The 23,909-nt window shown below is 65.7% G+C and carries 23 protein-coding genes; 15 read left to right on the top strand and 8 right to left on the bottom strand.

Going from position 1 to position 23,909, the window contains the following annotated elements; genetic code table 11:
• Nucleotides 1-19: 19 nt before the first annotated feature.
• A complete protein-coding gene (locus IG65_RS0121750) occupies nucleotides 20-823 on the bottom strand; it encodes a Cof-type HAD-IIB family hydrolase (RefSeq protein WP_030516789.1) in 804 nt (267 codons plus the stop codon).
• Nucleotides 824-995: 172 nt separating this feature from the next.
• On the opposite strand from IG65_RS0121750, the gene IG65_RS0121745 reads away from it, so the two are divergent.
• The 11 genes from IG65_RS0121745 (at nucleotide 996) to IG65_RS36025 (ending at nucleotide 11,588) form a co-directional block, all read left to right on the top strand.
• A complete protein-coding gene (locus tag IG65_RS0121745) occupies nucleotides 996-1,973 on the top strand; it encodes an ABC transporter permease (protein ID WP_030516788.1) in 978 nt (325 codons plus the stop codon).
• 13 nt (nucleotides 1,974-1,986) lie between these two features.
• Nucleotides 1,987-3,000 carry an ABC transporter permease gene (locus IG65_RS0121740; protein ID WP_051756644.1) on the top strand — a complete coding sequence of 338 codons (1,014 nt, stop codon included), beginning with the start codon at nucleotides 1,987-1,989 and terminating at the stop codon, nucleotides 2,998-3,000.
• A complete protein-coding gene (locus IG65_RS0121735) occupies nucleotides 2,997-4,883 on the top strand; it encodes an ABC transporter ATP-binding protein (protein ID WP_051756608.1) in 1,887 nt (628 codons plus the stop codon). Before IG65_RS0121740 ends, IG65_RS0121735 begins: the two co-directional genes overlap by 4 nt.
• Before the next feature lie 9 nt (nucleotides 4,884-4,892).
• Complete coding sequence (locus tag IG65_RS0121730) at nucleotides 4,893-6,569, top strand: ABC transporter family substrate-binding protein (RefSeq protein ID WP_030516785.1); 1,677 nt, start codon at nucleotides 4,893-4,895, stop codon at nucleotides 6,567-6,569.
• Between the two features lie 31 nt (nucleotides 6,570-6,600).
• Complete coding sequence (locus IG65_RS0121725; protein ID WP_030516784.1) at nucleotides 6,601-8,271, top strand: ABC transporter family substrate-binding protein; 1,671 nt, start codon at nucleotides 6,601-6,603, stop codon at nucleotides 8,269-8,271.
• Between the two features lie 56 nt (nucleotides 8,272-8,327).
• Nucleotides 8,328-8,924, top strand: a complete 597-nt coding sequence (locus IG65_RS0121720; protein WP_030516783.1) for a hypothetical protein — start codon at nucleotides 8,328-8,330, stop codon at nucleotides 8,922-8,924.
• A gap of 100 nt (nucleotides 8,925-9,024) precedes the next feature.
• Complete coding sequence (locus IG65_RS0121715) at nucleotides 9,025-9,369, top strand: WXG100 family type VII secretion target (protein ID WP_030516782.1); 345 nt, start codon at nucleotides 9,025-9,027, stop codon at nucleotides 9,367-9,369.
• A gap of 2 nt (nucleotides 9,370-9,371) precedes the next feature.
• The gene (locus IG65_RS0121710; RefSeq protein WP_030516781.1) at nucleotides 9,372-9,677 is read left to right on the top strand and encodes a WXG100 family type VII secretion target; all 306 of its coding nucleotides are present in this window, start codon (nucleotides 9,372-9,374) and stop codon (nucleotides 9,675-9,677) included.
• Nucleotides 9,674-10,114 (top strand): hypothetical protein, encoded by a 441-nt coding sequence (locus IG65_RS37890; protein WP_156055715.1) that lies wholly within the window; start codon nucleotides 9,674-9,676, stop codon nucleotides 10,112-10,114. The genes IG65_RS0121710 and IG65_RS37890 overlap by 4 nt, the downstream gene beginning before the upstream one ends.
• 34 nt (nucleotides 10,115-10,148) lie before the next feature.
• Nucleotides 10,149-11,030 (top strand): hypothetical protein, encoded by an 882-nt coding sequence (locus IG65_RS0121700; protein WP_030516780.1) that lies wholly within the window; start codon nucleotides 10,149-10,151, stop codon nucleotides 11,028-11,030.
• A gap of 36 nt (nucleotides 11,031-11,066) precedes the next feature.
• On the top strand, nucleotides 11,067-11,588 hold the full coding sequence (locus tag IG65_RS36025; RefSeq protein WP_051756606.1) for a hypothetical protein: 522 nt from the start codon (nucleotides 11,067-11,069) through the stop codon (nucleotides 11,586-11,588).
• A gap of 30 nt (nucleotides 11,589-11,618) precedes the next feature.
• Here the strand turns inward: IG65_RS36025 and IG65_RS0121690 are convergent, their stop codons facing one another.
• Nucleotides 11,619-12,374, bottom strand: a complete 756-nt coding sequence (locus IG65_RS0121690) for a 1-acyl-sn-glycerol-3-phosphate acyltransferase (RefSeq protein ID WP_030516778.1) — start codon at nucleotides 12,372-12,374, stop codon at nucleotides 11,619-11,621.
• A 37-nt stretch (nucleotides 12,375-12,411) separates the two neighbouring features.
• Nucleotides 12,412-13,200 carry a 1-acyl-sn-glycerol-3-phosphate acyltransferase gene (locus IG65_RS0121685; RefSeq protein ID WP_030516777.1) on the bottom strand — a complete coding sequence of 263 codons (789 nt, stop codon included), beginning with the start codon at nucleotides 13,198-13,200 and terminating at the stop codon, nucleotides 12,412-12,414.
• Between the two features lie 123 nt (nucleotides 13,201-13,323).
• Between IG65_RS0121685 and IG65_RS0121680 the strand changes: the two genes are divergently transcribed.
• Nucleotides 13,324-14,253: a hypothetical protein gene (locus IG65_RS0121680; RefSeq protein WP_036525375.1), complete on the top strand. Its 930-nt coding sequence runs from the start codon at nucleotides 13,324-13,326 to the stop codon at nucleotides 14,251-14,253.
• A gap of 91 nt (nucleotides 14,254-14,344) precedes the next feature.
• Here IG65_RS0121680 and IG65_RS0121675 read toward each other — a convergent pair whose 3' ends face one another.
• Nucleotides 14,345-14,971 carry a hypothetical protein gene (locus tag IG65_RS0121675; protein WP_030516775.1) on the bottom strand — a complete coding sequence of 209 codons (627 nt, stop codon included), beginning with the start codon at nucleotides 14,969-14,971 and terminating at the stop codon, nucleotides 14,345-14,347.
• A gap of 161 nt (nucleotides 14,972-15,132) precedes the next feature.
• Between IG65_RS0121675 and IG65_RS0121670 the strand changes: the two genes are divergently transcribed.
• Nucleotides 15,133-16,689: a Rieske 2Fe-2S domain-containing protein gene (locus IG65_RS0121670; protein WP_030516774.1), complete on the top strand. Its 1,557-nt coding sequence runs from the start codon at nucleotides 15,133-15,135 to the stop codon at nucleotides 16,687-16,689.
• 93 nt (nucleotides 16,690-16,782) lie between these two features.
• Here IG65_RS0121670 and IG65_RS0121665 read toward each other — a convergent pair whose 3' ends face one another.
• Nucleotides 16,783-17,604 carry an SDR family NAD(P)-dependent oxidoreductase gene (locus tag IG65_RS0121665; RefSeq protein WP_030516773.1) on the bottom strand — a complete coding sequence of 274 codons (822 nt, stop codon included), beginning with the start codon at nucleotides 17,602-17,604 and terminating at the stop codon, nucleotides 16,783-16,785.
• A gap of 115 nt (nucleotides 17,605-17,719) precedes the next feature.
• Between IG65_RS0121665 and IG65_RS0121660 the strand changes: the two genes are divergently transcribed.
• Entirely contained in the window at nucleotides 17,720-18,322 is a 603-nt protein-coding gene (locus tag IG65_RS0121660) for a TetR/AcrR family transcriptional regulator (protein ID WP_030516772.1), read from the top strand.
• 45 nt (nucleotides 18,323-18,367) lie between these two features.
• Here the strand turns inward: IG65_RS0121660 and IG65_RS0121655 are convergent, their stop codons facing one another.
• From IG65_RS0121655 to serS, 3 genes are all read right to left on the bottom strand, one after another.
• On the bottom strand, nucleotides 18,368-19,339 hold the full coding sequence (locus IG65_RS0121655; RefSeq protein WP_030516771.1) for a DMT family transporter: 972 nt from the start codon (nucleotides 19,337-19,339) through the stop codon (nucleotides 18,368-18,370).
• Between the two features lie 63 nt (nucleotides 19,340-19,402).
• Nucleotides 19,403-21,274 carry a bifunctional diguanylate cyclase/phosphodiesterase gene (locus IG65_RS0121650; protein ID WP_231509338.1) on the bottom strand — a complete coding sequence of 624 codons (1,872 nt, stop codon included), beginning with the start codon at nucleotides 21,272-21,274 and terminating at the stop codon, nucleotides 19,403-19,405.
• 109 nt (nucleotides 21,275-21,383) lie between these two features.
• Nucleotides 21,384-22,646: a serine--tRNA ligase gene (gene serS / locus IG65_RS0121645; protein ID WP_030516769.1), complete on the bottom strand. Its 1,263-nt coding sequence runs from the start codon at nucleotides 22,644-22,646 to the stop codon at nucleotides 21,384-21,386.
• Nucleotides 22,647-22,751: 105 nt separating this feature from the next.
• Between serS and IG65_RS0121640 the strand changes: the two genes are divergently transcribed.
• A complete protein-coding gene (locus IG65_RS0121640) occupies nucleotides 22,752-23,909 on the top strand; it encodes a septum formation family protein (protein WP_369801575.1) in 1,158 nt (385 codons plus the stop codon).

The raw sequence follows: 23,909 nt of genomic DNA, 5'->3' as shown, positions 1-23,909 counted from the left end.
GCCGAGGCCGGCAACGTCCTCAGCTCTCCCACCAGCGCTCGAGCACCAGCGCGACGCCGTCCTCCGAGTTGGAGGCGGTGATCTCGTCGGCGGCGGCCTGGGCTTCGGGGTGGGCGTTGCCCATCGCCACGCCGTGCCCGGCCATCCGGAGCATCGGCACGTCGTTGGGCATATCGCCGAAGGCGAGGATCGCCGCCGGGTCCACCCCGAGCCGCTCGGCGACCACGCTCAGGCCGGCGGCCTTCGTGATCCCGGGCGCGGACAGTTCGATGAGCCCGTTGTTGGTGGAATAGGTGATGTCGGCGCGCCCGGCCAGGTGGGGTTCCAGGGCCGACTGCATCTCCGCGCTGGGCGTTCCCCGCAGCCGGATCAGCATCTTGATCGCCGGCGCCGAGATGACCTCCTGCCGCGACACTTGGGTGTCGTCCGGATTCAGCCAGGCGTGCTCGTATTCGGGTGAGCTGACGAACTGCGGCGTCGCGGCATCGTGCGCGCTGCGGCCCACGCGCTCGGCGGCCAGCCCGCAGCCGGGTAGCACGCGCTCGGCGAGGTCGGCGATCCACGCCAGACTCTCCACATCCAATGTGCTGGTGTGCAAGATGCGATCGGCGGCACTGTCGTAGATCACCGCGCCGTTGCCGCAGACACACAGCGGAGGAAAGCCCAGGCCCTCGACCACCGGATCGATCCAGCGCGGCGGACGACCCGTGGCCAGCACGAACGGCACTCCGTCGGCGATCAGCGCGGCCACCGCGGTACGGGTGCGCGGCGTCACCCGTTCCCATTCGTCGAGCAGCGTGCCATCGACATCGGTGGCCACCATCTTCGGCTTCGGCAGACGCGTCACCTATTCCATCCTGCCCGAAATTCCGGCGCGGCTGTAATCATTTGCCCGCGCCCCGCCTGCGAGTGGGCCGGAAGTGGTGCACGATGTCACCGGTGGACTCGAGACCATTCCCTATGATCAGGGGCTAGTAACCGACCCGAGGGGACCGATGACCGGCTTTCTGCTACGACGTGCGCTCAACTATGTCGTGCTGCTGGCGCTGGCGTCATTCCTGGCTTTCAGTCTGGCGTCGCTGACATTTCGCCCGCTGGACAGCCTCGAACAGCGCAATCCGCGACCGCCGCAGTCGGTGATCGATGCCAAGGCCCACGAACTGCATCTCGACCAGCCGATCCCGCAGCGCTACCTCACCTGGGTCGGCGGCGTGGTGCACGGTGACTTCGGCACGACCCTGACGGGGCAGCCGGTCAGCCAGGAACTGCCGCGCCGGATCGGGGTCAGTCTGCGGTTGCTGATCGTGGGCTCGGTCGTCGGAACGGTCCTCGGCGTGCTGATCGGCGCGGCCGGTGCGATCCGGCAATATCGGTTCAGCGATTACTTCACGACAATATTTTCCCTGCTGGTGCTCAGCACGCCTATCTTCCTGTTGGCCACGCTACTGAAATACGGTGCGCTGGAAATAAATTCGGCCGCGGGGCAGCAGATATTCCTCTATACCGGTGAAACCTCGGCCAATGCCGTGCACGGGGTGTGGAATCAGTTCGTCGACCGAGTGCAGCACATGATCGTCCCGAGCCTCGGTCTCGCCCTGGGTGCGATGGCCGGTTACAGCCGCTACCAGCGCAACGCCATGCTCGACGTGCTGCAGAGCGACTTCATCCGCACCGCGCGGGCCAAGGGACTCACCCGCCGCCGTGCGCTCTACAAACACGGCCTGCGCACCGCGCTGATTCCGATGGCGACCCTGTTCGCCTACAGCCTCGGCGCGCTGATCACCGGGGCCACCTTCACCGAGAAGATCTTCGGCTGGCACGGCGTCGGTGAATGGCTCGTCGACGGGATCAACGCGCAGGACATTTACATCGTGGTGACCGTCACGGTGTTCGCGGGATTCGTGGTGCTGGTTTCGGGCCTGCTGTCCGACATCGTGTATGCGATTCTGGATCCGCGAGTGCGGGTCGGATGATCGGGGCGAGAAAGTGACCGAAACCGAGATCATCGCGCAGGGCGCGCCGGAACCCGCTGCGGCCGGACGCCGAAAGCTGGTGTGGCGCAGGTTCCTGCGCAACAAGCCCGCCGTCGTCGGCGCGACCGTGCTGATCATCATGCTGATCGGCGCCTTCGCGATTCCGCCGTTCCTTTCCTACGACTATCAGGAGCGCGACCCGTACGCGCTGCTGCAGCCCCCCTCGCCGCAGCACTGGTTCGGAACCAACGAGATCGGCCAGGACATGCTGGCCCAGACTCTGCACGGTTTGCAGAAATCGCTGATCATCGGCATCTGCGTGGCCGTGCTGACCTCGCTGGTCGCGGTCACGGCGGGGTCGATCGCGGGTCTGCTCGGCGGCTGGACCGACCGCGCGATCATGTGGCTGGTCGACCTGCTGCTGGTGGTTCCCAGCTTCATCATCATCGCGATCTTCGCCCCGCGCACCAAGGGCAGCAGTTCGATTCTGCTGCTGATCGTGTTGCTGGCCGGGTTCAGCTGGATGATCAGCGCCCGCATCGTGCGCGGATTGACGCTGAGCCTGCGCGAACGCGAATTCGTCCGTGCGGCACGGTATATGGGCGCTTCGACGCGTTCGGTGATCGTCACCCACATCGTGCCGAATATCGCCTCGATCCTGATCATCGACACCACTCTCGCCGTCGGCGCAGCGATCATGTCCGAAACGGGTTTGAGCTTCCTCGGATTCGGTGTGCAACCGCCGGACGTGTCACTGGGCTCGCTGATCGCCTTCGGCACCAAATCGGCCTTGACCTTCCCGTGGTTGTTCCTGTTCCCGGGTGGTTTCCTGATCGCGATCGTGCTGTGCGCCAACCTCGTCGGCGACGGCCTGCGCGACGCCTTCGACCCGAGTTCCAAGGGCGCGCGTGCGGGCCGGAAGGCCGACCGGGCGGCGAAGCGGGACAAGGCGCAGCGCGGGAAGTCGGCGCGAACCTCCGGTGCCGGTCCGGATGAGCAGGCGGACAAGAGGATTGAAGCGGCATGACCGATCGCACCACCGAATCCGCCGACCGGGCGGACGCGCGGCGCAGCACGACCGCACCCCTGCTGGAGGTGTCGGACCTGCATGTGTCCTTCCCCAGCGAGGAGGGCCGCATCGACGCGGTGCGCGGAGTGAACTACACCGTCGCCGACGGTGAGGTGCTGGCCATCGTCGGCGAGTCGGGTTCCGGTAAATCGGTGTCCTCGCTGGCCGTGATGGGGTTGCTGCCCGATCAGGCCCGCATCCGCGGCTCGATCCGCCTGCGGGGCCGGGAGTTGCTCGGCATGGGCGACAAGCAGCTTTCGGCGCTGCGCGGGACGCGGATCAGCATGGTCTTCCAGGACCCGCTCTCGGCGCTCACGCCCGTCTACCGGGTCGGTGATCAGATCGCCGAGGCTCTGGTCGCCCACAAGAAGATGAGCAAGTCGCAGGCCGCGGCCCGGGCCGTGGAGCTGCTCGATCTGGTCGGTATTCCCGAACCGGCCGCGCGCGCCAAGGCTTTTCCGCACGAATTCTCCGGCGGTATGCGCCAGCGCGTGGTGATCGCGATGGCGATCGCCAACGATCCGGAACTGATCATCTGCGACGAACCCACCACCGCCTTGGATGTGACGGTGCAGGCGCAGATCCTCGACCTGCTGCGCAAGGCGCGCGACATCACCGGCGCCGGCGTCATCATGATCACCCACGACATGGGGATCGCGGCCACGCTGGCCGACCGGGTGGCGGTGATGTACGCCGGACGGATCGTCGAAAACGCCCCCGCCGCAGAGCTGTTCAACTCGCCGCGGATGCCGTACACCGTCGGCCTGCTCGGTTCCATCCCGCGGATGGACGGTCCGGCCCGGGCGCCGCTCATCCCGATCGTGGGTACTCCCCCGCCCATGCACGCCCTGCCGCCGGGCTGTCCCTTCGCGCCGCGCTGCCCGGTCTCGATCGACGACTGCCTGGCCGCGGAGCCGCCACTGCAAGAAACCGCGCCCGCGCACCGGGCGGCCTGCATCCGCACCGCCGAGGTGGGGACCGCGGACCTGTTCGCCGCCTACCGCCACGACACCGACAGCGTCGCCGCGCCGGAACCCGTCGATTCCGATGTGGTGCTGCGGGTTTCGGGCCTGATCAAGACGTTCCCGGTCACCTCCGGTGTGGTCTTCAAGCGCCGCACCGGCGAGGTGCGCGCGGTCGACGGCGTCGACTTCGCGGTCCGCAAGGGCCGCACACTCGCGCTCGTCGGTGAATCCGGATCCGGGAAATCGACGACGCTGAGCCAGATCATGGACCTCGTGCAGCCGCAGTCGGGCGCGATCGAGGTCTTCGGCGAGGATGTCGCGACGCTGAGCAAGCAGGGCAAACGCGATATCCGCCGCAAATTGCAGATCGTGTTCCAGGATCCGGCGTCCTCGCTGGATCCGCGCCTGCCGATTTTCGACGCCCTGGCCGAGCCGTTGCGCGTCGACGGCCGGTCCCGCGACGAAATCCGCAAGCGGGTACCGGAATTGCTGAAGCAGGTAGGACTTCGCGCCGAACACGCCGATCGCTATCCGGCCGATTTCTCGGGTGGGCAGAAGCAGCGCATCAATATCGCGCGGGCGATGGCGCTGGACCCGCAACTGCTGGTACTCGACGAGCCGGTGTCCTCGCTCGACGTTTCCATTCAGGCCGGGGTGCTCAACCTCCTGCGGGATCTGCAGGCCGAACGCGGGCTGTCGTATCTGTTCGTCTCCCACGACCTTTCGGTGGTCCGCAATCTCGCGCACGATATCGCGGTCATGTATCGCGGCAAGATCGTCGAATCCGGTCCGGCCGAGCAGATTTTCGCGTCGCCGCAGCACGAGTACACCCGCGCGCTGATCGACGCGGTTCCGCTTCCGGTCGTCGCGCGCTAGGAGTTCGTCGTGAGGATACGTTCCCGGGCATTCCGTTCGGCCGCTGTCGTAGTGGCGGCCGGGGTGGGCATCGCGCTGGCCGGCTGCGCATCGGTGAACACCACGAACGGGCCCGCGGCACTCGGGACCGCCAACGACATCAATCCGCAGCCGCGCGATGCGGTGCGCGACGGCGGCAACCTGCGGTTGGCGATCAGCGGATATCCGGCCAATTGGAATTCCCTGTCCATCGACGGCAACGAGTTGGAGACCGGGGAGGTGCTGTGGCCGTTGATGCCGCGGTCGTACCTGATCGACGCGACCGGCCAATTGACGATCAACAAGGACTGTTTCACCGATATCCAGCTGACCGGCACCGATCCGCAACAGGTCACCTACACCATCAACCCCAAGGCGGTGTGGAGTGACGGATCACCGATCACCTGGGAGGACATCGCCTCCCAAGCCCATGCGCTGTCGAGTGTGGACACCCGCTATCTGATCGCGATCAACAACGGATTCGATCGGGTCGACAAGGTCGAACGCGGGGTCGACGACCGACAGGCCGTGATCACCTTCAAACAGCCTTACGCGGATTGGCGCGGTCAGTTCGCCGGAAACGCGATGCTGTATCCGAAATCGGTCACCGCCGATCCGGATACCTTCAATCGCGCGCTCGCCGGCGGCATCGCGCTCACCTCCGGGCCGTTCGTGGTCCGCTCCACCGATCGCACGCAGGGCCGAATCGTGCTGGGCCGCAATCCGAAATGGTGGGGCGATACTCCGAAACTGGACACCATCACCTTCAGTGTGATGGATCAGTCCGCATATGCGGCGGCCCTGCAGAACAACGAACTCGACGCCGCACGCCTGAACTCCATCGAGGATCTGGCGACCGTGCGCAGCGGTTCCGAACTCGTCGTACGCCACGCACCGGGAAATCTGTGGCGGCACATCACCTTCAACGGCGCGCCCGGTTCGATTCTGGCCGATCCCGCACTGCGGGTGGCGATATCGAAGGCCATCGATCGGCAGGGCATCGCGAATGCGATCGAAAACGGTCTGGTGTCGAATCCGAAGCCGTTGAACAATCACATCTTCGTCCAGGGACAAGAGGGCTATCAGGACAACAGCCTGCCCTACGATCCCGCGGCCGCGGCGCGCGAACTCGATGCACTGGGCTGGAAACAGCAGGGCGATGTGCGGGTCGAAGACGGCCGCCGCCTCGAGATTCGCGATGTGATGTACAACGACCCCACCTGGGTTCGGGTCGCGCAGATCGTCCAGGGCGACCTCGCGAAGGTCGGCGTGAAGCTGACCATCGCCACCCGGCAACGCCAGGGTTTCTTCACCGACGCGATGATCCCCGGCGATTTCGATATCGCGCAGTTCCAGTTCTCGGGTGACGCATTCCCGTTCGGGAGCATCCCGCAGATCTACGCCTACCACCCCGATGACGAGCAGAGCAATTTCGGTCGCATCGGCTCCCCGGAGTTGAACGCACTGATCGAGCAGACCCTCAGTGAATTGGATCCGAAGAAGGCCATCGAACTCGCGAACCAGGTGGACCGCAAGGTTTTCGAAGAGGGTTTCTCGCTGCCGCTCACCCAGGATCCGGGCAACTACGGCGTACGGACCACCGTCGCCAACTACGGCGCTCCCGGCCTGGCCACCTACGACTACACCAAGATCGGCTTCGTCAGTTAGCCGCCCGTCCCGACGAAAGGAGAACGAAACCATGCGGATTCGTTCGACAATAACCCGGCTCGCGATCCCCGCGGTCGCGTTCGGATTGCTGCTGTCGGGGTGTTCGGGCTCCACGACCGGGACCGGAAGTTCCGACCTCGGCACGACCAACGACATCAACCCGCACGACGTCGCCGACCTTCGCGACGGCGGAAATCTACGGTTGGCGATCTCGGAATTCCCGCCGAACTGGAACACCCTTCAGATCGACGGCAACAACTACGACATCACCGCGGTCGAACGGCCGATGATGCCCCAGGCATTCACCATCGACGCCGCCGGCGGCACGCATCTCAACACCGACTACTTCACCAACGTCGAGTTGACCGGCACCGATCCGCAAACCGTCACCTACACCATCAACCCGAAGGCGGTGTGGACGGACGGGACGCCGATCACGTGGGAGGACATCGCCTCTCAAGCCGAGGCGCTGAGCGGTCGCAACCCGGAGTATCTGATCGCCAACAATATGGGTTTCGATCGGGTCGCGAAGGTCGAGCGCGGCGTCGACGACCGCCAGGCGGTGCTGACATTCAACAAGCATTTCGGTGAATGGCAGGGCCAGTTCTCCGGCAACAGCCTGCTGTACCCGAAGTCGGTGACCTCGAATCCGGAGGCGTTCAACAAGAGTCTCGTCGACGGGATCAAGGTGACGGCCGGACCGTTCGTGATCCAGTCCACCGATCGAACTCAAGGGCGTATCACGCTGGGGCGCAACCCGAAATGGTGGGGTGCGACGCCGAAACTCGACACCGTCAATTTCAGCGTGCTCGATTCGGCGGCGCTGGTCCCCGCATTGCAGAACGACGAACTCGACGCGATCGGAATCGGTAGTCGCGGCGATCTGCTGACGGCTCAGGGCGTTCCGAATGTCTCCATCCGCCGCGCGCCGGCGCTGCAGTGGTCGCATCTGACATTCAACGGCGCCCCCGGGTCGATTCTGGAGGATCCCAAGGTTCGCGTCGCCGTCTCCAAGGCGATCGATCGGCAGGGTATCGCGAATGCCATCCAGAACGGACTCGTCGCCGAGCCGAAACCACTGAACAACCACATCTACCTGGAGGGGCAGAAGGGCTACCAGAACAACGCCCTGCCCTACGACCCGGATGCCGCCGCCCGCGAGCTCGACGCCCTCGGTTGGAAATTGCAGGGTGACGTGCGCGTGAAGGACGGCCGCAAACTCGAGATCCGCGATGTGATGTACAACGATCCGTCGTGGGTGCAGATGGCGCAGATCATGCAGCAGAATCTCGCCAAGATCGGCGTGAAGCTCACGATCGACACTCGGCCGGGACAGGGGCTGTTCACGAATGTGTTCCAGAAGGGCGATTTCGATCTGGCGCAGTTCTCCTGGGTCGGTGACCCGTTCCCCTTGGGCAGCATCAGCCAGATCTGGGGATACGACCCGAACAACTGGCAGGGCAATTACGGCCACATCGGTTCCCCGGAACTCAACGATCTGATCGAGAAGACCGTCTCGGAATTGGACCCGAACAAGGCCATCGATCTGGCCAATCAGGTCGACCGCCAGATCTTCGCCGAAGGTCATTCTCTCCCGCTGCTGCAGTCGCCCGGCATCGTCGCGACCCGTTCCAATCTCGCCAACTACGGCGCGCGCGGTCTGGCCACCCTCGACTGGACGAAAGTCGGCTACCTGAAGTGATTTCCGGTACCGGCCATCCCCTGGCCTATCCGGTTCTCACCACGATCGGCGCCCTGGTGATCTGCATCGCCTGGGCGCCGTTCGCCGATTCGGAGCAGTTGGCCATGTTGGCGGCGGTCGCACTGGTTGTGGTGTTGTACAGCGGATTTCGTCTCGCGGTGGCGTTCGGGGTGGCACCGTGGCGCACGATTCCGGCGGGGACGTTCCGGGTGAAGCGGATACGCCAGCAGAACCGGTTGCTGAGCCGATCGTGGCTCGAACTCAGCTCGGAGGGCCGAACCAACTGGCTGCCGGTCTATTTCGATCCGGCACTCGTCGGCCTGACGGAATCCGATGCCACCTGCGACGCCATCGTGGTCGTCAACGGCCGCCGCCTGTTCGCGTCCGGCGTCGCCCGCGACTCCGAACCGCAAGGCCGCCTGATCGACAACCCGACCCGCCCCGACCCCGACGGCCCCTCCCACGCAGCCGCGTCCACCCGCCTGGGCCGCCGCCTGCTCCTCGACGCCCAGTTCGCCGTCGTCGCACCCTTCGCCGGCCTGTTCTGGATATACGTCGCCGGCGGCGGCGTCCCCGCCTTCGCCGGAGCGACAGTGGTCGCCGCCGCCACCGCCACCTGGTTCGCCGCCATCCGCGGGTCCGATCCGAGCTGATCCCTACAGTCCGTCGCGGTCGCCCACGGCGGACTCGGCATCCCGGGCAGCGGCCGACCGCCACCTGGACCATCGATGGGCTCTCACATAGCATCGGGGCATGAGCGATAGTGGGGGGAATTCGCCAGGTCCCGGCCAAGATTTCACCGTTGTGCCCGAACAGGTACGCGATGTGGGCGTCTACGTCTACGGTTTGGCCGAAACACTGCACAATGCATTGGATTCCGCAGCCAAAGACGTTTCGGAGTTGCTGACCGACAGCTGGACCGGCGACTACGCCGACGAGTTCTCCGAAGGCTGGACCGAGGTCCACGACGGCGGCCGACAGATCTTCCAGGCCCTCGCCACCTTGGCCGACAGACTCGGCGTGACGGCGGAGACATTCCGGTCGGTCGACGCGAACAGTGCGGCGGCCCTCGACATCCCGAGACTGGACTGGACCTGACTGTGGCCTCGCGATTCTCGGTAGACCTCGAACACCTGGACCACATCGTCTCCCGCCTGTCCGGGCTGGCCGGCTTCATCGAGGACCACCTGTCGGATATCGAACAGCGAGTGGCGAGCTTGCAGGGCACCGGCTGGGAAGGCCTGGCCGCCCGCGCCTACGACGACGCACACCGCGAATGGATCAGCGGAGCGAGGGAACTGGTCGAAGGCGTCAAGGAGATGAGCGACGCGGCCAAAGAGGCCCATGCCGCCTACACTCGTGCGCTGGAACTCAACTGGCGAATGCTGCAGAGCGGCAACAGATGATCGTCGACTGGCAAACCTACTACGATGCCGCCTCGGAATGCCACCAGCTCGCCGATGACATCCGACGAGCCGACAAGCCCGTCCATGACTCGGTCAAGGGTGAATGCGCGGGCATGGCCGGCGACGCGCCTGGATGCAAGGATTGGGGTGGTGCTTACGACGAATACGCACGGGCAACTATGCAGGCGTGTTCGAGCTTGGCCAATGCGCTCACGAATTACGCCGCGGTGCTCTACGCCCAGGGCTACAACTGGGGCGTCACCAATAAATCCAACCCGCCCCCCTCTCGGCCCTCGATCAGCCAGGTCGGCGAGTACAAGGTTGTCATCCCGACGTCGGTGAGCAACAACGGACACTCATCAAAACGACGCCGATTCCTTCTTCGACAAGCTTGTCCGCCAGGTCGAGGACACGTTCGGCAAGCTTCCCAACGGTGACCTACTCAAAATCGAGAAGGCGTACCGCATCTGGATGAGTTTTGCCGAGAATCCTACGATTACCGACGCGCACGATCGCATAATGGTCATCTCAGACCATTTTATAGGAATGGATGACGCCACCCATCGGCAGGAGATTCAAAACCGCCTGAGCCAGCTGCAAACAAGCGCCAAAACCGTCGCACTCGCAGCAGAGTACCTGAGCGAGGCGCTCTACGACTATTTCGAAGCCACCAACACCCTGGGCACGTCCTGCGCTGACAGAATAAATCGCAGTGAGTCGAGAGTCGGTGTTACAGCTGTCGCCCGCTGCGGCGTATCAGGCTGCTTATTCGATCTCGCGCTCTCCCCAACCGATCCTCATAACCCCGCCAAAAGTGTCAGTGGCGTGATGGATGCAATACAGAGCGCGTACCAGGCGAGTAGCATGCCCGACGTCCTCAACATGCGAGCTCTCGATGCCCGAGCTTCCGGCACCGACCAAGCGTTCAAGAAGGTCCGCGAGCTCGATCTCGCCACCACAGCCCTCAGGCTTTCAGAATTCAACTATATGAAGGCCATCCTCGTCGACGAGTCCGGTCAATCGGGCGGCGGGATATCGCACAGCGAGCAGGCGAGAGCCCGGGCCGTACACGATATAGTCACTGATGACTCCGGAGCATTGATCGGCGAAGAGGACGCGCAAGGGGTCCAACTCGTATCTGCACAGGAGTTGGAACAAGCTCACAAAGAACTACTCGAGAAGCTTGGGCCGCCACAAGTGAAACACACCCCGAAGGGCGACATCGAGGTTTGGGAGATATCCAAAGATCCCAAATCGAATGTAACCTACAGGCCCTTCAGCCAATCCGGAGGGGAGACATTGGACTTCAACGACGTACCCGGCGTTAATATCAAGCGGTGGCACATCAAGTAGGTCGAAGAATCGGTCCGAGTGAGACGAGGTTGATAAATGGATGAACTTGTGACGTTTCGCGAGTCACAATTCATAAACTTTCGCGACTACGAGTTCGACGGCGGCGCCCACCATCTCTACAGGTGGATCGTAATCAAGACCTACGACCTGGCAAGCGCCATCTCGGATGACAAGGCCGTCATCGCCGGCGTCATCGGCTCCGTCGAGTACCGGGATGATTATGTGGGTGGCGGCGTGGATCCCGATGGCGACGTCCACGGACCGTACTGGCTGACTTCGATAAGTCCGGACAGTTACCTTCTTCGAGACGGATCGACCTTCCACCGCATTCTGGACGAGTGGCTCGGCATGGGAGGGGTCATCCCATCCGGACTTCGTTCGGTAATCGACGAGGCCCTACGCCCGCTATACGACCCGAGCATCAGTTGTTATGAGCTACCACGGCTGAGCGACTCTGCGTTAAATGACTACGCGGACATTCATAGTAAGTACCACGAGTTTCTATTCATATCTCGCAATGAGAAGAAGGCCGTCCTCCTGGTAGCCTCGGACGATTGACTCCCGATCCCCCGCAGGCTGCGGAGCCGTTCACCCTTGGGCGCGTTTGGCTTTCGCGGCGGCGCGGCGTTCCATCTCTTCGCGCTCCAGTACCTTCGCCTGCTCCAATGTCGGTGCGGTACCGCCCAATCGGGCGGGGACCCAGCGTGCGCCCGGCGGCATTTCGTAGTCTCGTTGTGCCGCGTCGAGCAGTTTTTCCATGCTGGAACGCAGGGTGGCGGTCAGGTCTTCGGCGGGTTCGGCGGGGGGTATGGGTTCGCCTACCTGGATGTTGATCGGGAAGTTGTGGCGGCCCAGTCGTTTCGGGATGTCTTTGGTCCAGACGCGTTGGGCGCCCCAGATCGTCATGGGGACGATGGGGACGCCGGCTTCGATCGCCATGCGGGCGGCGCCGGATTTGAATTCCTTCAGTTCGAAGCTGCGGCTGATGGTGGCTTCGGGGTAGACGACGACGATTTCGCCGTCGCGCAGGGCGGTGACGGCGCGGGAGTAGGACTCGGCGCCGGCGGTGCGGTCCACGCCGATTGCCTTGCAGTGCTTCATGAGCCAGCCGACGACGCCGTGTTCGAGTTCGGCCTTCATCATGTAGCGGACGTTGCGGCCGGATTCGCGGCCGACCAGCCCGACCTCCATGAAGTCCAGGTAGGCCGTGTGATTCACGGCCAGGACCGCGCCACCGGTGCGCGGGATGTTCTCGCCGCCGACGATGTCGATCTTCAGGCCCTGTGCCCAAAAGATGGTGCGGACCAATCCCGTGAGGACGTCGAAAACGGGCTCTCGCGTCATCGGTGACACTCCTGGTACTACCGGGCCGACCCTGCCGTCAGGAGTCGGCATCTCCCGCTTCGGCGGCACGACGTGCCGCGCGCGCCTCCGCTTTCGCCTTCGCCTCGGCGGCGTCCATCGCGTCGGCTTCCTCCAGCGTCGGTGCGCCGCCGCCCAAGCGGGCCGGCACCCAGTATGCGCCGGGCTCGTGCGTGTAGTCCTTCTGCAGGCCGAGCAGCATTTCCTGCATGGTCGAGCGCACGGTCTCGGTGAGTTCGGCGACGGCCTTCTCGTCCGCCTCGGCGGGCGGCAGGATGGGCTTGCCGACGGCGATCGAGATGGGAGTGTTGGTGCGGCCCAGGCGCTTCGGATGCCCCTTGGTCCAGACCCGCTGCGCACCCCAGATCGTCATCGGAATGATCGGGACACCGGCCTCGATGGCCATGCGGGCGGCGCCGGATTTGAATTCCTTGATCTCGAAGCTGCGGCTGATGGTCGCCTCGGGATACACCCCGACCAGTTCGCCGCGGCGCAGATAGTCCACGGCCGCCTTGTAGGAGTCCGCGCCCGCCGCGCGGTCGACCGGGATGTGCCGCAGCACGCGCATGATCGGCCCGGAGATCGAGTTGTCGAAGACTTCCTTCTTCGCCATGAACCGGATATAGCGCTTCGGCGTCCGCGCGGGCAGACCCGCGTAGGTGAAGTCCATATAGCCGGTGTGGTTGATCGCGATGACCGCGCCGCCCTGCGCGGGGATGTTCTCAGCCCCCGTGACGTCGAATTTCAGTCCCTGTACGAAGAAGACGGTCCGGGCCAGGCCGATGATCGTCCGGTATACGGGTTCCACAATTCCGCTAGCGTAGTCGCTGTCACATTTTCGCTACCGACCGCCGCACAGGAAACGAGGTTCAGCGCAGTGGAAAGCCCCAGTCCAGCATCGCGTGCAGGCGGCCGGAAACCACGAGGGGGTATGGGGGTGGCGCTGCATACCGGCCTCGCAGCGCGACGCAGCAGGCGGCTCTCGGCGGCGCGGGCAGGCGGTCTGGCGATCGTGGTCGCGAGCATCCTCGCCGGATGTGATTCGCAGGTCGGCATCGAGGGCACCGACTATCACAAGTCCGATAATTCCTCCGCGGCAACGCAATCCGCCGCTCCCTCGTCCTCACGTATCGCCGCCCCCGCGCCCCGGGCCATCCCGGCGCCGCCCGAATCCGCGATCGCGGTGGCCCTCGTGACGGCCGATCCGCAGGCCACCGCGGCCATGACCCGCTGGGTGAACGATCTGCGGCAACTCACTCCGGCGGATATGGAAGCCAAGTGCTGGACGATGGCTCCCCGCAACGTCGAGACGATGTACTCCGACAAGTCGGCCATCGAGTCGGCGTTGGCGCAGCCGGGCAGCGACAACGGCACCGCCCTCGTGTGGAAGTCGGCGAGCGGAACCTCCGATGCCGTGACCGTGGTCGCCGAGCGAGCCGATATCGCCACCGGATACGCCTGCCCACGGGTCTACCCCGCCGGCGCCGAGATCGGTTTCGGCACCGGCAGCGAGGCCCAGACCGCCGACGCCCGCCACGTCGTCCGGCGCTATCTGTCACGTCAGACAGGACATCCGGTCGACGCGGCGGACCAGGAAAGCTCCCATCCTCTGTTGTGCACCGCCGACACCACCTGGGATCCGAACGGCACCGGACGCACATCGCGTCCGCCGCTGGCGACCGATGCGGCCAAGCTCGCCACTGCGACCGCCTTCGCCGATCAGTCGCTCAGTTCCACTGCTCTGAACAGCACTTATCTGTCCATATCGGCCACGGTCACGGCCGGCGGCAGTCAGCAGGAACGGACATACACCGTGAAGGCGACCGACAGCGGATATTGCATCGGCGACGTTTCGGCCTGATGCGTGCAAGCGGGCCGGCATCGTTGCGATAGCCCGGCGTATCCCGCGAGGGCCCGAGACGGCATCGGGCGCGACGACGGCCCGCCTGCCCTCAGACCAGTTCGGGGACGCGCAGATGCGCGAGGGCGACTTCGAAATCGCCGACTTCGAGCACGTCGACGCCCGCTCGACGGGTTCCCTCGCGGCGCAGGGTGGCAAGCTGCTCGCGATTGCGTTCGACCGCGTCGATGCTGTCGAAGGTCTCGCAGGCGACACCGCGACCGCTCGACCGATCGACCAGCAGACTGGTGCTGCAGAACCCGGGCATCTGTTCCAGCTGCGACGACGCCATGGACTTGTAGGTCTCGATCGCCATGTCGAACCGGCTCGGATCGTCGGACTTCGCCCACGTGAGCTGGGCACATGCGCCTTCGGGCAGGCGATGGTCACGGTGCATGACCGCGACCTCCCACTGCTCGACCCGTGCCGACTCGGCACCGAGCAGCCGGACGGCGCGATCACGCAGCGAGCGCACCCGCTCGGCGCTCTCGCGCATCATGTCCTCGGACTCCCACGAGCTCGTCGCGATGCAGCGACCGGATCGGCGGTCGACCAGCAACGACATCCCGATACAGCCGGGCATGTTCTCCAGGGCCGGCATCACCTCGTCGCGCATATGCGCGATTCCGGCGTCGATGGCGGAGAGCTTGGCTTGAATAGTCGTAGAACGTGCGTACACGGTCCCTTCCTCCGTACTCGGGGCAGCGCCCCGGTGGCGCCACCGTGCACCTCTACACTGCGCCGGTGCGACGACCGAGGCAATAGCGGCCCTGAGGCCGAACAAGCCCGTTCAACCGCTACCCTGGGTGGCTGGTAGCCGGGTTCAGGAGGGACTTCTTCGTGCAGATCACCAGCGTCGGACATGCCGGATTCCACATCCGCACCGCGGCCGGGACGATCCTCTGTGATCCGTGGGTCAACCCGGCCTATTTCGCGTCGTGGGTCCCGTTCCCGGACAACACCGGGCTGGACTGGGACGAGCTGGGCAACTGCGATTTCCTCTACGTCTCGCACCTGCACCGCGACCACTTCGACGCGAAGAATCTGCTCGACCACGTGAACAAGGACGCCACCGTTCTGCTGCCGGACTATCCGGTGCCCGATCTGCAGCGCGAGCTGGAGAAGCTGGGCTTCCACACGTTCTTCGAGACCCAGAACTCGGTCAAGCACACGATCACCGGCCGGGACGGACACGAACTGGACATCATGATCATCGCGCTGCGGGCGCCGGCCGACGGGCCGATCGGTGATTCGGGTCTGGTCGTCTCCGATCGCGAGACCGTGTGCTTCAACATGAACGACGCGCGGCCGGTGGATATGGATGTCCTGCACGAGCAGTTCGGGCATATCGACATCCACCTGCTGCAGTATTCGGGCGCCATCTGGTACCCGATGGTCTACGACATCCCGAGCAAGACCAAGGCGAACTTCGGCAAGCAGAAGCGCCAGCGCGGGATGGATCGTGCGCGCAGCTATATCGAGCAGGTCGGGGCCACCTGGGTGGTGCCCTCGGCCGGACCGCCGGTGTTCCTCGACGACGAGCTGCGCTACCTCAACGACGACGGCGAGAACCGCTACTCCGCCGACAACGGCAATATCTTCCCGGACCAGATGGTCTTTCTGGAGCAGATGCGCATCCACGGCAATTCCGGTGGGGTGCTGATGATTCCGGGTTCGGTCGTCGATGTGCGGGGTAAGGAACTGGATCTGACCCATCCGTTCGATCCGGCCGAGATCTACGACGACAAGGCCGGCTACATCGAGCGGATGGCGCAGCGCATGGCATCGGTCCTGGAGCGCGAAAAGGCTTCCTGGGCAACCGAAGACGGTACGCCGCTGCTGCCTCGGCTCAAGGAGCTGTTCGAACCGATCATGGCGCAGAGCGATCTGATCTGCGACGGCATCGGCTACCCGGTCGGGCTGGTGATGGGCGAGGAAACCGTGGTCCTCGACTTTCCGAAGCGGCTGGTGCGCGGGCCGATCGAGGGAGAAGGCAAGTACCGCTACGGGTTCCGCATCGCCCCGCAGCTGGTGCGCACCGTGCTGCGCGACAACGAGCCCGACTGGGTGAACACCATCTTCCTGTCCACCCGCTTCCAGGCGTGGCGAATCGGCGGCTACAACGAATTCCTCTACACCTTCTTCAAATGCCTCACCGACGAGCGCATCGCCTATGCCGACGGCTGGTTTGCCGAGGCACACGACGATTCCGCCTCGTGTGAGCTGGCCGGGTGGGAGGTGCAGCGCCGATGCCCGCACCTCAAGGCGGACCTGTCGAAATTCGGTGTGGTGGAAGGCAATACCCTCACCTGCAATCTGCACGGCTGGCAGTGGGATCTGGAGACCGGGCGGTGCAAGACGTCCAAGGGGCACGAACTTCGTTCCCGCAAGTTGTGAACAAGGGCGAACTATTCGTGCAAACCCGGGACGACTGAGCGGATTTCCGCACGGAAAGCTCAGGTTTGCACGAATAGTTCACCCGTCCGCCCATCAGCCGGAGGCCAATCGGCTGAGCGACTCCCAGGCTCGATAACCGTCGGAGCGCGCCGCGTACAGGTCGGCGACCTGATCGAACGAGTTGCCGCCCACGATCAGACGTCGCGGCGGATTCTCCAGTTCGACCAGTTTCATGATCACCGGCGCCGCCGAACTCGGCGCCGGACCGGGTTCGTCGCCCCACATGCGTGCGAGTTCTTCGCGCAATGGTTCGTAGTGCGGCAGGGCCGCGGTCGCGGTCGTTCCCGCGGTGAACAGGCCGGTGTCGTAACCGCCCATCTCCAGGTTGGTGACCTTGATTCCGAAGGGTTCGACCTCCATCGCCAGAGCTTCGGTCAGCGAGGCCAGCGCCGCCTTCCCGGCGCCGTAGTAGCCGACGGCGGCCATACCCCCGGCGGTTCCCATCGAGGTGACCTGCAGGATGCGGCCGTGACCCTGTGCGCGCAGCCGCGGCAGCACGGCTTGGACCACCCACACCGCGCCGAAGAAGTTGACATCCAGATGCGCGCGGATCTGGTCCTCGGTCGCCTCCTCGACCATGCCGTAGAGCATGCCGCCCGCGTTGTTCACCACGACGTCGAGCTCGCCGACCAGCGCAACGGCCTGCTCGACGGCCTCGAATACGGCCCGGCGATCCGACACGTCCACGCTGAGCGGAAACAGCCGATCCGGATGTGCCACAGCGGGTTCCCGTAGCGGTTCGACGTCGCGAGCGGCCGCGACCACACGGTCACCGGCGTGCAAGGCGGCCTCGGTGAACGCACGCCCCAGCCCACGGGAAGCGCCGGTGATGAACCAGGTCTTACCGGTGGTCATATCCACATCCTCTCGTCATGAGACGGTCCGTCTCGTCTCGGGCAAGTGTGGTGGTCACGTCTCGACTTGTCAACACGAACCGTCTCGTCTCGGTAGAAATGCTAGGGTCGACCGCGTGTCCGCTACCGCGAAACCCGAACCCGACAGCACCCGGCGCAGTGAGAGGTCACGGCAGGCGATTCTGGCGGCCACTCGCGAGTTGATCTCCGAGGTCGGGTACCGGAAGGTCTCGATCGAGGCGATCGCCGCGCGTGCGGGGGTCGGTAAACAGACGATCTATCGCTGGTGGCCGTCCAAGGGCGCGGTGATCTTCGAATCGTTCCTGCACCTGAGCGAAACCGACGAGCAGGGCATCTCGCTGCCGGACACCGGGGATATCGACGCGGATCTGAAACTCGTGATGCGAGCGACGGTCGCGGAATTCGCCGATGCGGGCTTCGAGAAACCGGTGCGGGCGCTCAACACCGAGATCATCAACGATCCGGAACTGGCCGCACAGTACGACCGGCAGTTGCGGCGTCCTCTCGACGAGGCCAAGAAGGAGCGGTTACGCAGCGCGCAGGCGGCGGGGCAGGTCCGGGCGGATGCCGACCTCGATCTGATGCTCGAAATGCTGTATGCCCCGGTGTATCAACGGTGGTTGCTGCGGTACGGGCCGCTCGACGACGCGTATGCCGATGCGCTGGTGGAGCTCACACTTCGCGCCTTCCGGCCCTGAGCGACCGGGCGCGCTGATTCGTGCGGCAGCGCGCCGATATCGCCGTCAGTCCGGTTCGGCGCGGCCCTGCCCGAGGACGCCGATGGCGGCGGCGAGCAACGTCAATCCGCAGCCGACGACGGTCAGCGTCGACAGCCGGGTGCCCGTCGGCGCGACGACATCCAGGATCACCGAACCGATGAGCTGGCCGGACACCGAGGTCAGGCCGAACAGGAGCACTCCGATCCAGCGCACGATCAGCGCCGCCACCGCGATGAAGAAGACCCCGATCGCCCCGCCGAGATAGAGCCACGGTTCGGTGGGAAAGCCGGTGGGCCAGCCGATCCGAGCGAGCTGCGCCGCCTCCACCACCAGCAGGCCCACGGTTCCGGTCGCGAAGTTGATCGTGGTGGCCGGCACGGGCCCGCCGACGGTCGCCAGCCGCCCGTTGACCGCCTGTTGCCACGCGAGGCCGAGGCCCGCCAGAGCGGGCAGCGCGATCAGCAGATAGGCCGCACCTCCACCGGCCCCGGCTTCGCCGCCGGAGCGGCCCACGGCGGCGACACAGACCGCACCGACCGCGAGTACCGCCGCACCGAGTCGGACCGGCGTCACGGGCGTCACGCCGGCCGGTCCCACACCCAGACGGTCCACGACGAGTCCGCTGGTCAACTGACCCGCGACCACGGCGATGGTGAAGGCGGTGACGCCGATCGTCGCCACGGACAAGCCTTGGCAGGCAACGAAGAACGCACCGCACAACCCCCCGAGCAGATGCCACCACCGCAGCCGGCCGGCGTGCACCGAACGGCGGATCGCGGCCAGGCCGGTACGCATTCGCCCGCTGAAACCGCTGACAAGGAGGAGCAGGAGCAGTCCGGAGCCGAAACTGATGACGGCCGCGGCGATTCCGTCGTTCAGCCGATCGCCGAGATCACCGTTGATTCGCGCCTGGACCGCCACACCGGCGCCGCAGCACAGGCCGAGCAGGACACCGATCCAGCGCCGCACGTCGGTTCGTTCGCGGACTGCGGTCATATCCGCCACGGTAGTTGGTCCGGGCGAGCCGATGCCGCGACCCGAATCGCCCGGCGGTGCGGGTCAGCCCCGATGGCCCAGGCCCTCCGGGCCGAAGCCGTTGTTGTCCACCGGGACCCAGCCCTTGGCGGCGAAATCCCGATCGGTCGTCCCGGCGCCGACCAGCCCGCGGTTGGAGTTCATATCGCTGATCAGCTCGGAGACCGGATGCGAATCGCTGTAGTGATAGCCCTGGGCGAGCGCGAAGCCGAGTTCGGTCAGCACCGCCGCCTGATACTCGGTTTCCACACCCTCGGCGATCACCTGCAGATCCAGCGACTTGCTCAGCGCCGCAATCACTCCCAGCAGCGGCGGCGCGGGCGAATCGGAACTGATCGCGGCGACGAAGGACTGGTCGACCTTGAGGATGTCGCTGGGGATGGTGGCCAACCGGCTCAGCGACGAGTAGCCGGTGCCGAAGTCGTCGATGGCGATACGAACGCCGCTGTCGCGCAATTGGTGCAGATTCGCGATGGCGGTCTGGGATTCGGCGGCCAATTCGCTCTCGGTGACCTCGAGGACGAGCTGGTCGGCGGGCCAGCCGGTGTCGGCGAGGATGCCGGAGACCCGGTCGGCGTAGTTGGTCTCGGCCAATTCGAGACCGCTGACGTTGACGTTCAGGGTCAGATCGAGCTGGGCGAAGGTCTCCTGCAGCCGGGCCGCATCCGCACACGCACGCCGCAGGACCAGTTCGTCGAGGTCGGAGATCAGGTCGTATTCCTCGGCGACCCGGATCAGCCCCTCGGTGGTGACGTCGGGCTGGGCGTTGGACGACCAGCGCAGCAGCGCCTCCACACCGACCGCCTGGGCGCCGTCCTCACCGAGGCTCACGATGGGCTGGTAGTGCACGTCCAGCGCGCCGGTATCGATGGCCTCGCGCAGTTCGACCGCCAGCGGCAGCTGCCGCGACGATTCCAGCACCGTGCGATTGCGCCCGGCCTGCTTGGCCCGGTACAGGCCCACATCGGCACGACTGACCAGCAACGAGCCGGACTCGCCGGGCTGCCAGGAGGTGACACCCGCCGAACATCCCGTGGTGACCGCGGCACGCAGCTGTTCGGTCAGCAGGATCGCGGCCTGTTCGGTGGTGTTGGGCAACAGCAGCGCGAACGCGTCGCCGCCGTATCGGGCCAGCAGCTGATCCGGGCCGAGCAGCTTCGACCAGGTGTCGCCGACGCGCTGCAGCACGGCATCGCCGGCGCGATGGCCGAGATGATCGTTGATCTTCTGGAACCGGTCCAGGTCGACCAGAACCAACGCGAGTCCCTGACCGGTCCGCCCGGCATGTCCGATGGCGCCGTTGAGCGCGCGATCGAAACCGCGGCGGTTCAGCAGCCCGGTGAGTGTGTCGATATCGGCGTCCGAGGCCATCCGGGTGAGGATGCCGACCACGATGCCGACGCCCACCGTGATTCCGGCCGGGATGATGCCCGACCACCACGGCAGACCCCGGGACGGCACCACCCACAGACAGAGCACGACCGCGAACGCCACATGCGCCCCGGCCAGCCGCCAGGCGAAGAAGATTGCGGCATCCGCGGCGACGAAGACGTAGAAGGCGGCGAGCGTGATCGCGCCGACCGTATTCGGGAACCAGTGCACGGCGATGGTGACCAGCACCGTCGCCACCGCGACATACCCGTGGTGCACCCAGTGCGGCTGGCGAGGACCCCAGATCAGCAGGCTCACGCCGAGCAACAGCGCGACCGCCGCGGCCGAGCCGACCAGCGGGCGGTTGCCCTCGTTTCCCGGTGCGATGGCAGTGATCAGCAGGCCCAGGACCCCACCCATGACGTAGAACGCCCCGGTGGTCCGAGCCATGACCATTGCCGTCGCCAGCGCCGATGCCGCCCGAACCTGCGTGCGGGTATCGCCGCGAGACCCGAGTCCTCGCACGCCGTCCAGCCTAGACAACGCGGTGCATAGCAGTAGTGACAACCGCCGGATTCGAGGCCGAAGTCACCGCGGCGGTGCCGCCATCATCACCGCGACGGTGCCGCCATCACTATCGCGGCGGCTCGAGCAGCTCGCGGCCCACGAACGGGACCAGTGCGGCGGGCACCCGGACCGAGCCGTCGGCCTGCTGGTGATTTTCCAGCAACGCGACGATCCACCGCGTGGTCGCGAGGGTGCCGTTGAGGGTCGCGGCGATCTGCGGCTTGCCGTTCTCGTCCCGGTAGCGCACCGAGAGGCGGCGGGCCTGGAAGGTGGTGCAGTTCGAGGTCGAGGTGAGTTCGCGATAGGTCTGCTGGGTCGGCACCCACGCCTCGCAGTCGAACTTGCGGGCGGCCGAGCTGCCGAGATCGCCACCGGCCACGTCGATGACCCGATACGGGACCTCGATCGCGGCGAGCATCTCCTTCTCCCAGTCGAGCAGGCGGCGGTGTTCGGCATCGGCGTCCTCGGGACTGCAGTAGACGAACATCTCGACCTTGTCGAACTGGTGCACGCGGATGATGCCGCGGGTGTCCTTGCCGTAACTGCCGGCCTCGCGGCGGAAGCACGACGACCAGCCGGCATAGCGCTTCGGCCCGTCGCTCAGGTCGAGGATCTCGCCCGAGTGGTAGCCGGCCAGCGGGACCTCCGAGGTGCCGACCAGGTACAGATCGTCGTCGTCGAGGTGGTAGACCTCGGCCGAATGCTGCCCCAGGAAGCCCGTTCCGGCCATGATCTCCGGGCGCACCAGCACCGGCGGGATCATCATGGTGAAACCGTTGGCGACCGCGCGCTGGGCGGCCAGCTGCAGCAGGCCCAGTTGCAGCAGGGCGCCGTAGCCGGTGAGGAAGTAGAAGCGCGCGCCCGAGACCTTGGCGCCACGTTCCATATCGATCAGTCCGAGCGCCTCGCCCAGGTCGAGATGATCGCGCGGGGAGAAGTCGAATTCGGTGGGCGTGCCCACCGTTTCGAGCAGCACGAAATCGTCCTCGCCGCCTGCGGGCGCGCCCTCCTGCACGACGTTCGAGATCGCGCGGTGGGCGGAGTCGAGTTCGGCGTCGGCGGCGTTCTCGGCGGCCTCGGCCTCCTTCACCTTCGCCGACAACTCCTGCGCATGCGCCAGCAGCGTCGCACGCTCGTCGGGGGACGCTTTGCCGACCTTCTTACCCAGCGCCTTCTGTTCGGCGCGCAGGTTGTCCGCCGTCGCGACCGCGGCGCGGCGGGCGGCATCCGCCTCGAGCAGGGCATCCACCAGCGCCGGGTCCTCACCGCGGGCACGCTGCGAGGCACGGACCGCTTCGGGATTCTCGCGCAGGAATCGGAGGTCGATCATGGGCAATCAGCCTAGTGGGAGGTGTCCACCGCATTTTCTGAGGATCCGGTGAAATCCGAACCGATCGTGGCAGGCCTCGCACGGGGCCTGCCATGATGGACGGCGATGTCCTCCGACGATGGGGCGCCAGCGGCGCCGGAACCGGGAAACGAAGAATCCGACATGCCTCGCCGCAGGCGTGCCGGGGCGACACGTCGCCGCCCGTTGCCGAGCGCCGGGAAACGCCTGGGGCAGGATGGCAAGGCGTTGCATCCGCATCGGCTGCGGTGGGGACTGCTCGCGGTCGCCGTCGGTGCCGTGGTGGCGGCGCTGGTGACGCTGTCCATCTCGGGGTTTCGCAGTTCGCACGGACTGGAGGTGCACGATCCCGGATCGGGCAAACCGCCCGCGGGTCGTGCCGACGCCGCCTTCGGCGCCGCCAAGACCGGCGACTGCCTCACCTGGACCAGCACCAAAACCCTGGATCTGACCAAGGTCAACTGCGCCGACAAACATCTGTTCGAGGTCACCGCCGACATCGACCTGAGCAAATATCCGGGTCGCGAATTCGGGCCGGGCTCGGCCTTCCCCGATTCGCTGCGCTTCGGCGAACTGCGCGACGAACACTGCGCATCGGCCGCGGCCGCCTACCTCGGTGGCCGGCTCGACCCGCGCGGGCGATTCGTGGTCGGCATGGTCAACCCGGGGGAACCGGGCTGGCGCAACGGGGATCGGACCATCCGGTGCGGGCTGCAGTTGGTGAGCGCCACGGGCAATGCCACACAGCAGACCGTGGGCCGGGTGCGCGACAGCGACCAGTCCCGCGTATTCGATCCGGGTACCTGCATCGGCATCAATCAGAACCTGCCGACCAACGAACCGGTCCCCTGCGGCCAGCCGCACGCCTACGAGGTGATGTCGACGGTGGATCTCGGCACCCACTTCAACGGCGGCCCGCCGGCGAACGCCGATCAGGACAAGTTCATGCAGGACGAATGTGGCCGCGCCGCAGGCGATTACCTCGGTGGCCAGGACGCGCTGATCAACAAGACGCTGACCATCTTCTGGGACAACCTCGACGCCCGCAGCTGGCTGGTCGGCAGCCACAAGCTGAACTGCCTGGTGGGCAAGGGCTCTCAGGACGGTTTCGCGACCATCACCGGTTCTGCCAAGGGCGATGTGCTGATCGACGGCCAGGCTCCGGTGCCGCCGCCGAGTTCCGGGCGTTCCACCCCGGCGCCGCTGCCGGGTGCGGCTCCCGCGCCGATTCCGCCGCAGCGCTGA

It is taken from the genome of Nocardia sp. NRRL WC-3656 (assembly GCF_000720265.1).
GTDB classification, from domain to species: Bacteria; Actinomycetota; Actinomycetes; order Mycobacteriales; family Mycobacteriaceae; genus Nocardia; species Nocardia nova.
Note: the sequence above shows the minus strand (reverse complement) of the source record. Positions and strands in the feature narration are given on the sequence as shown.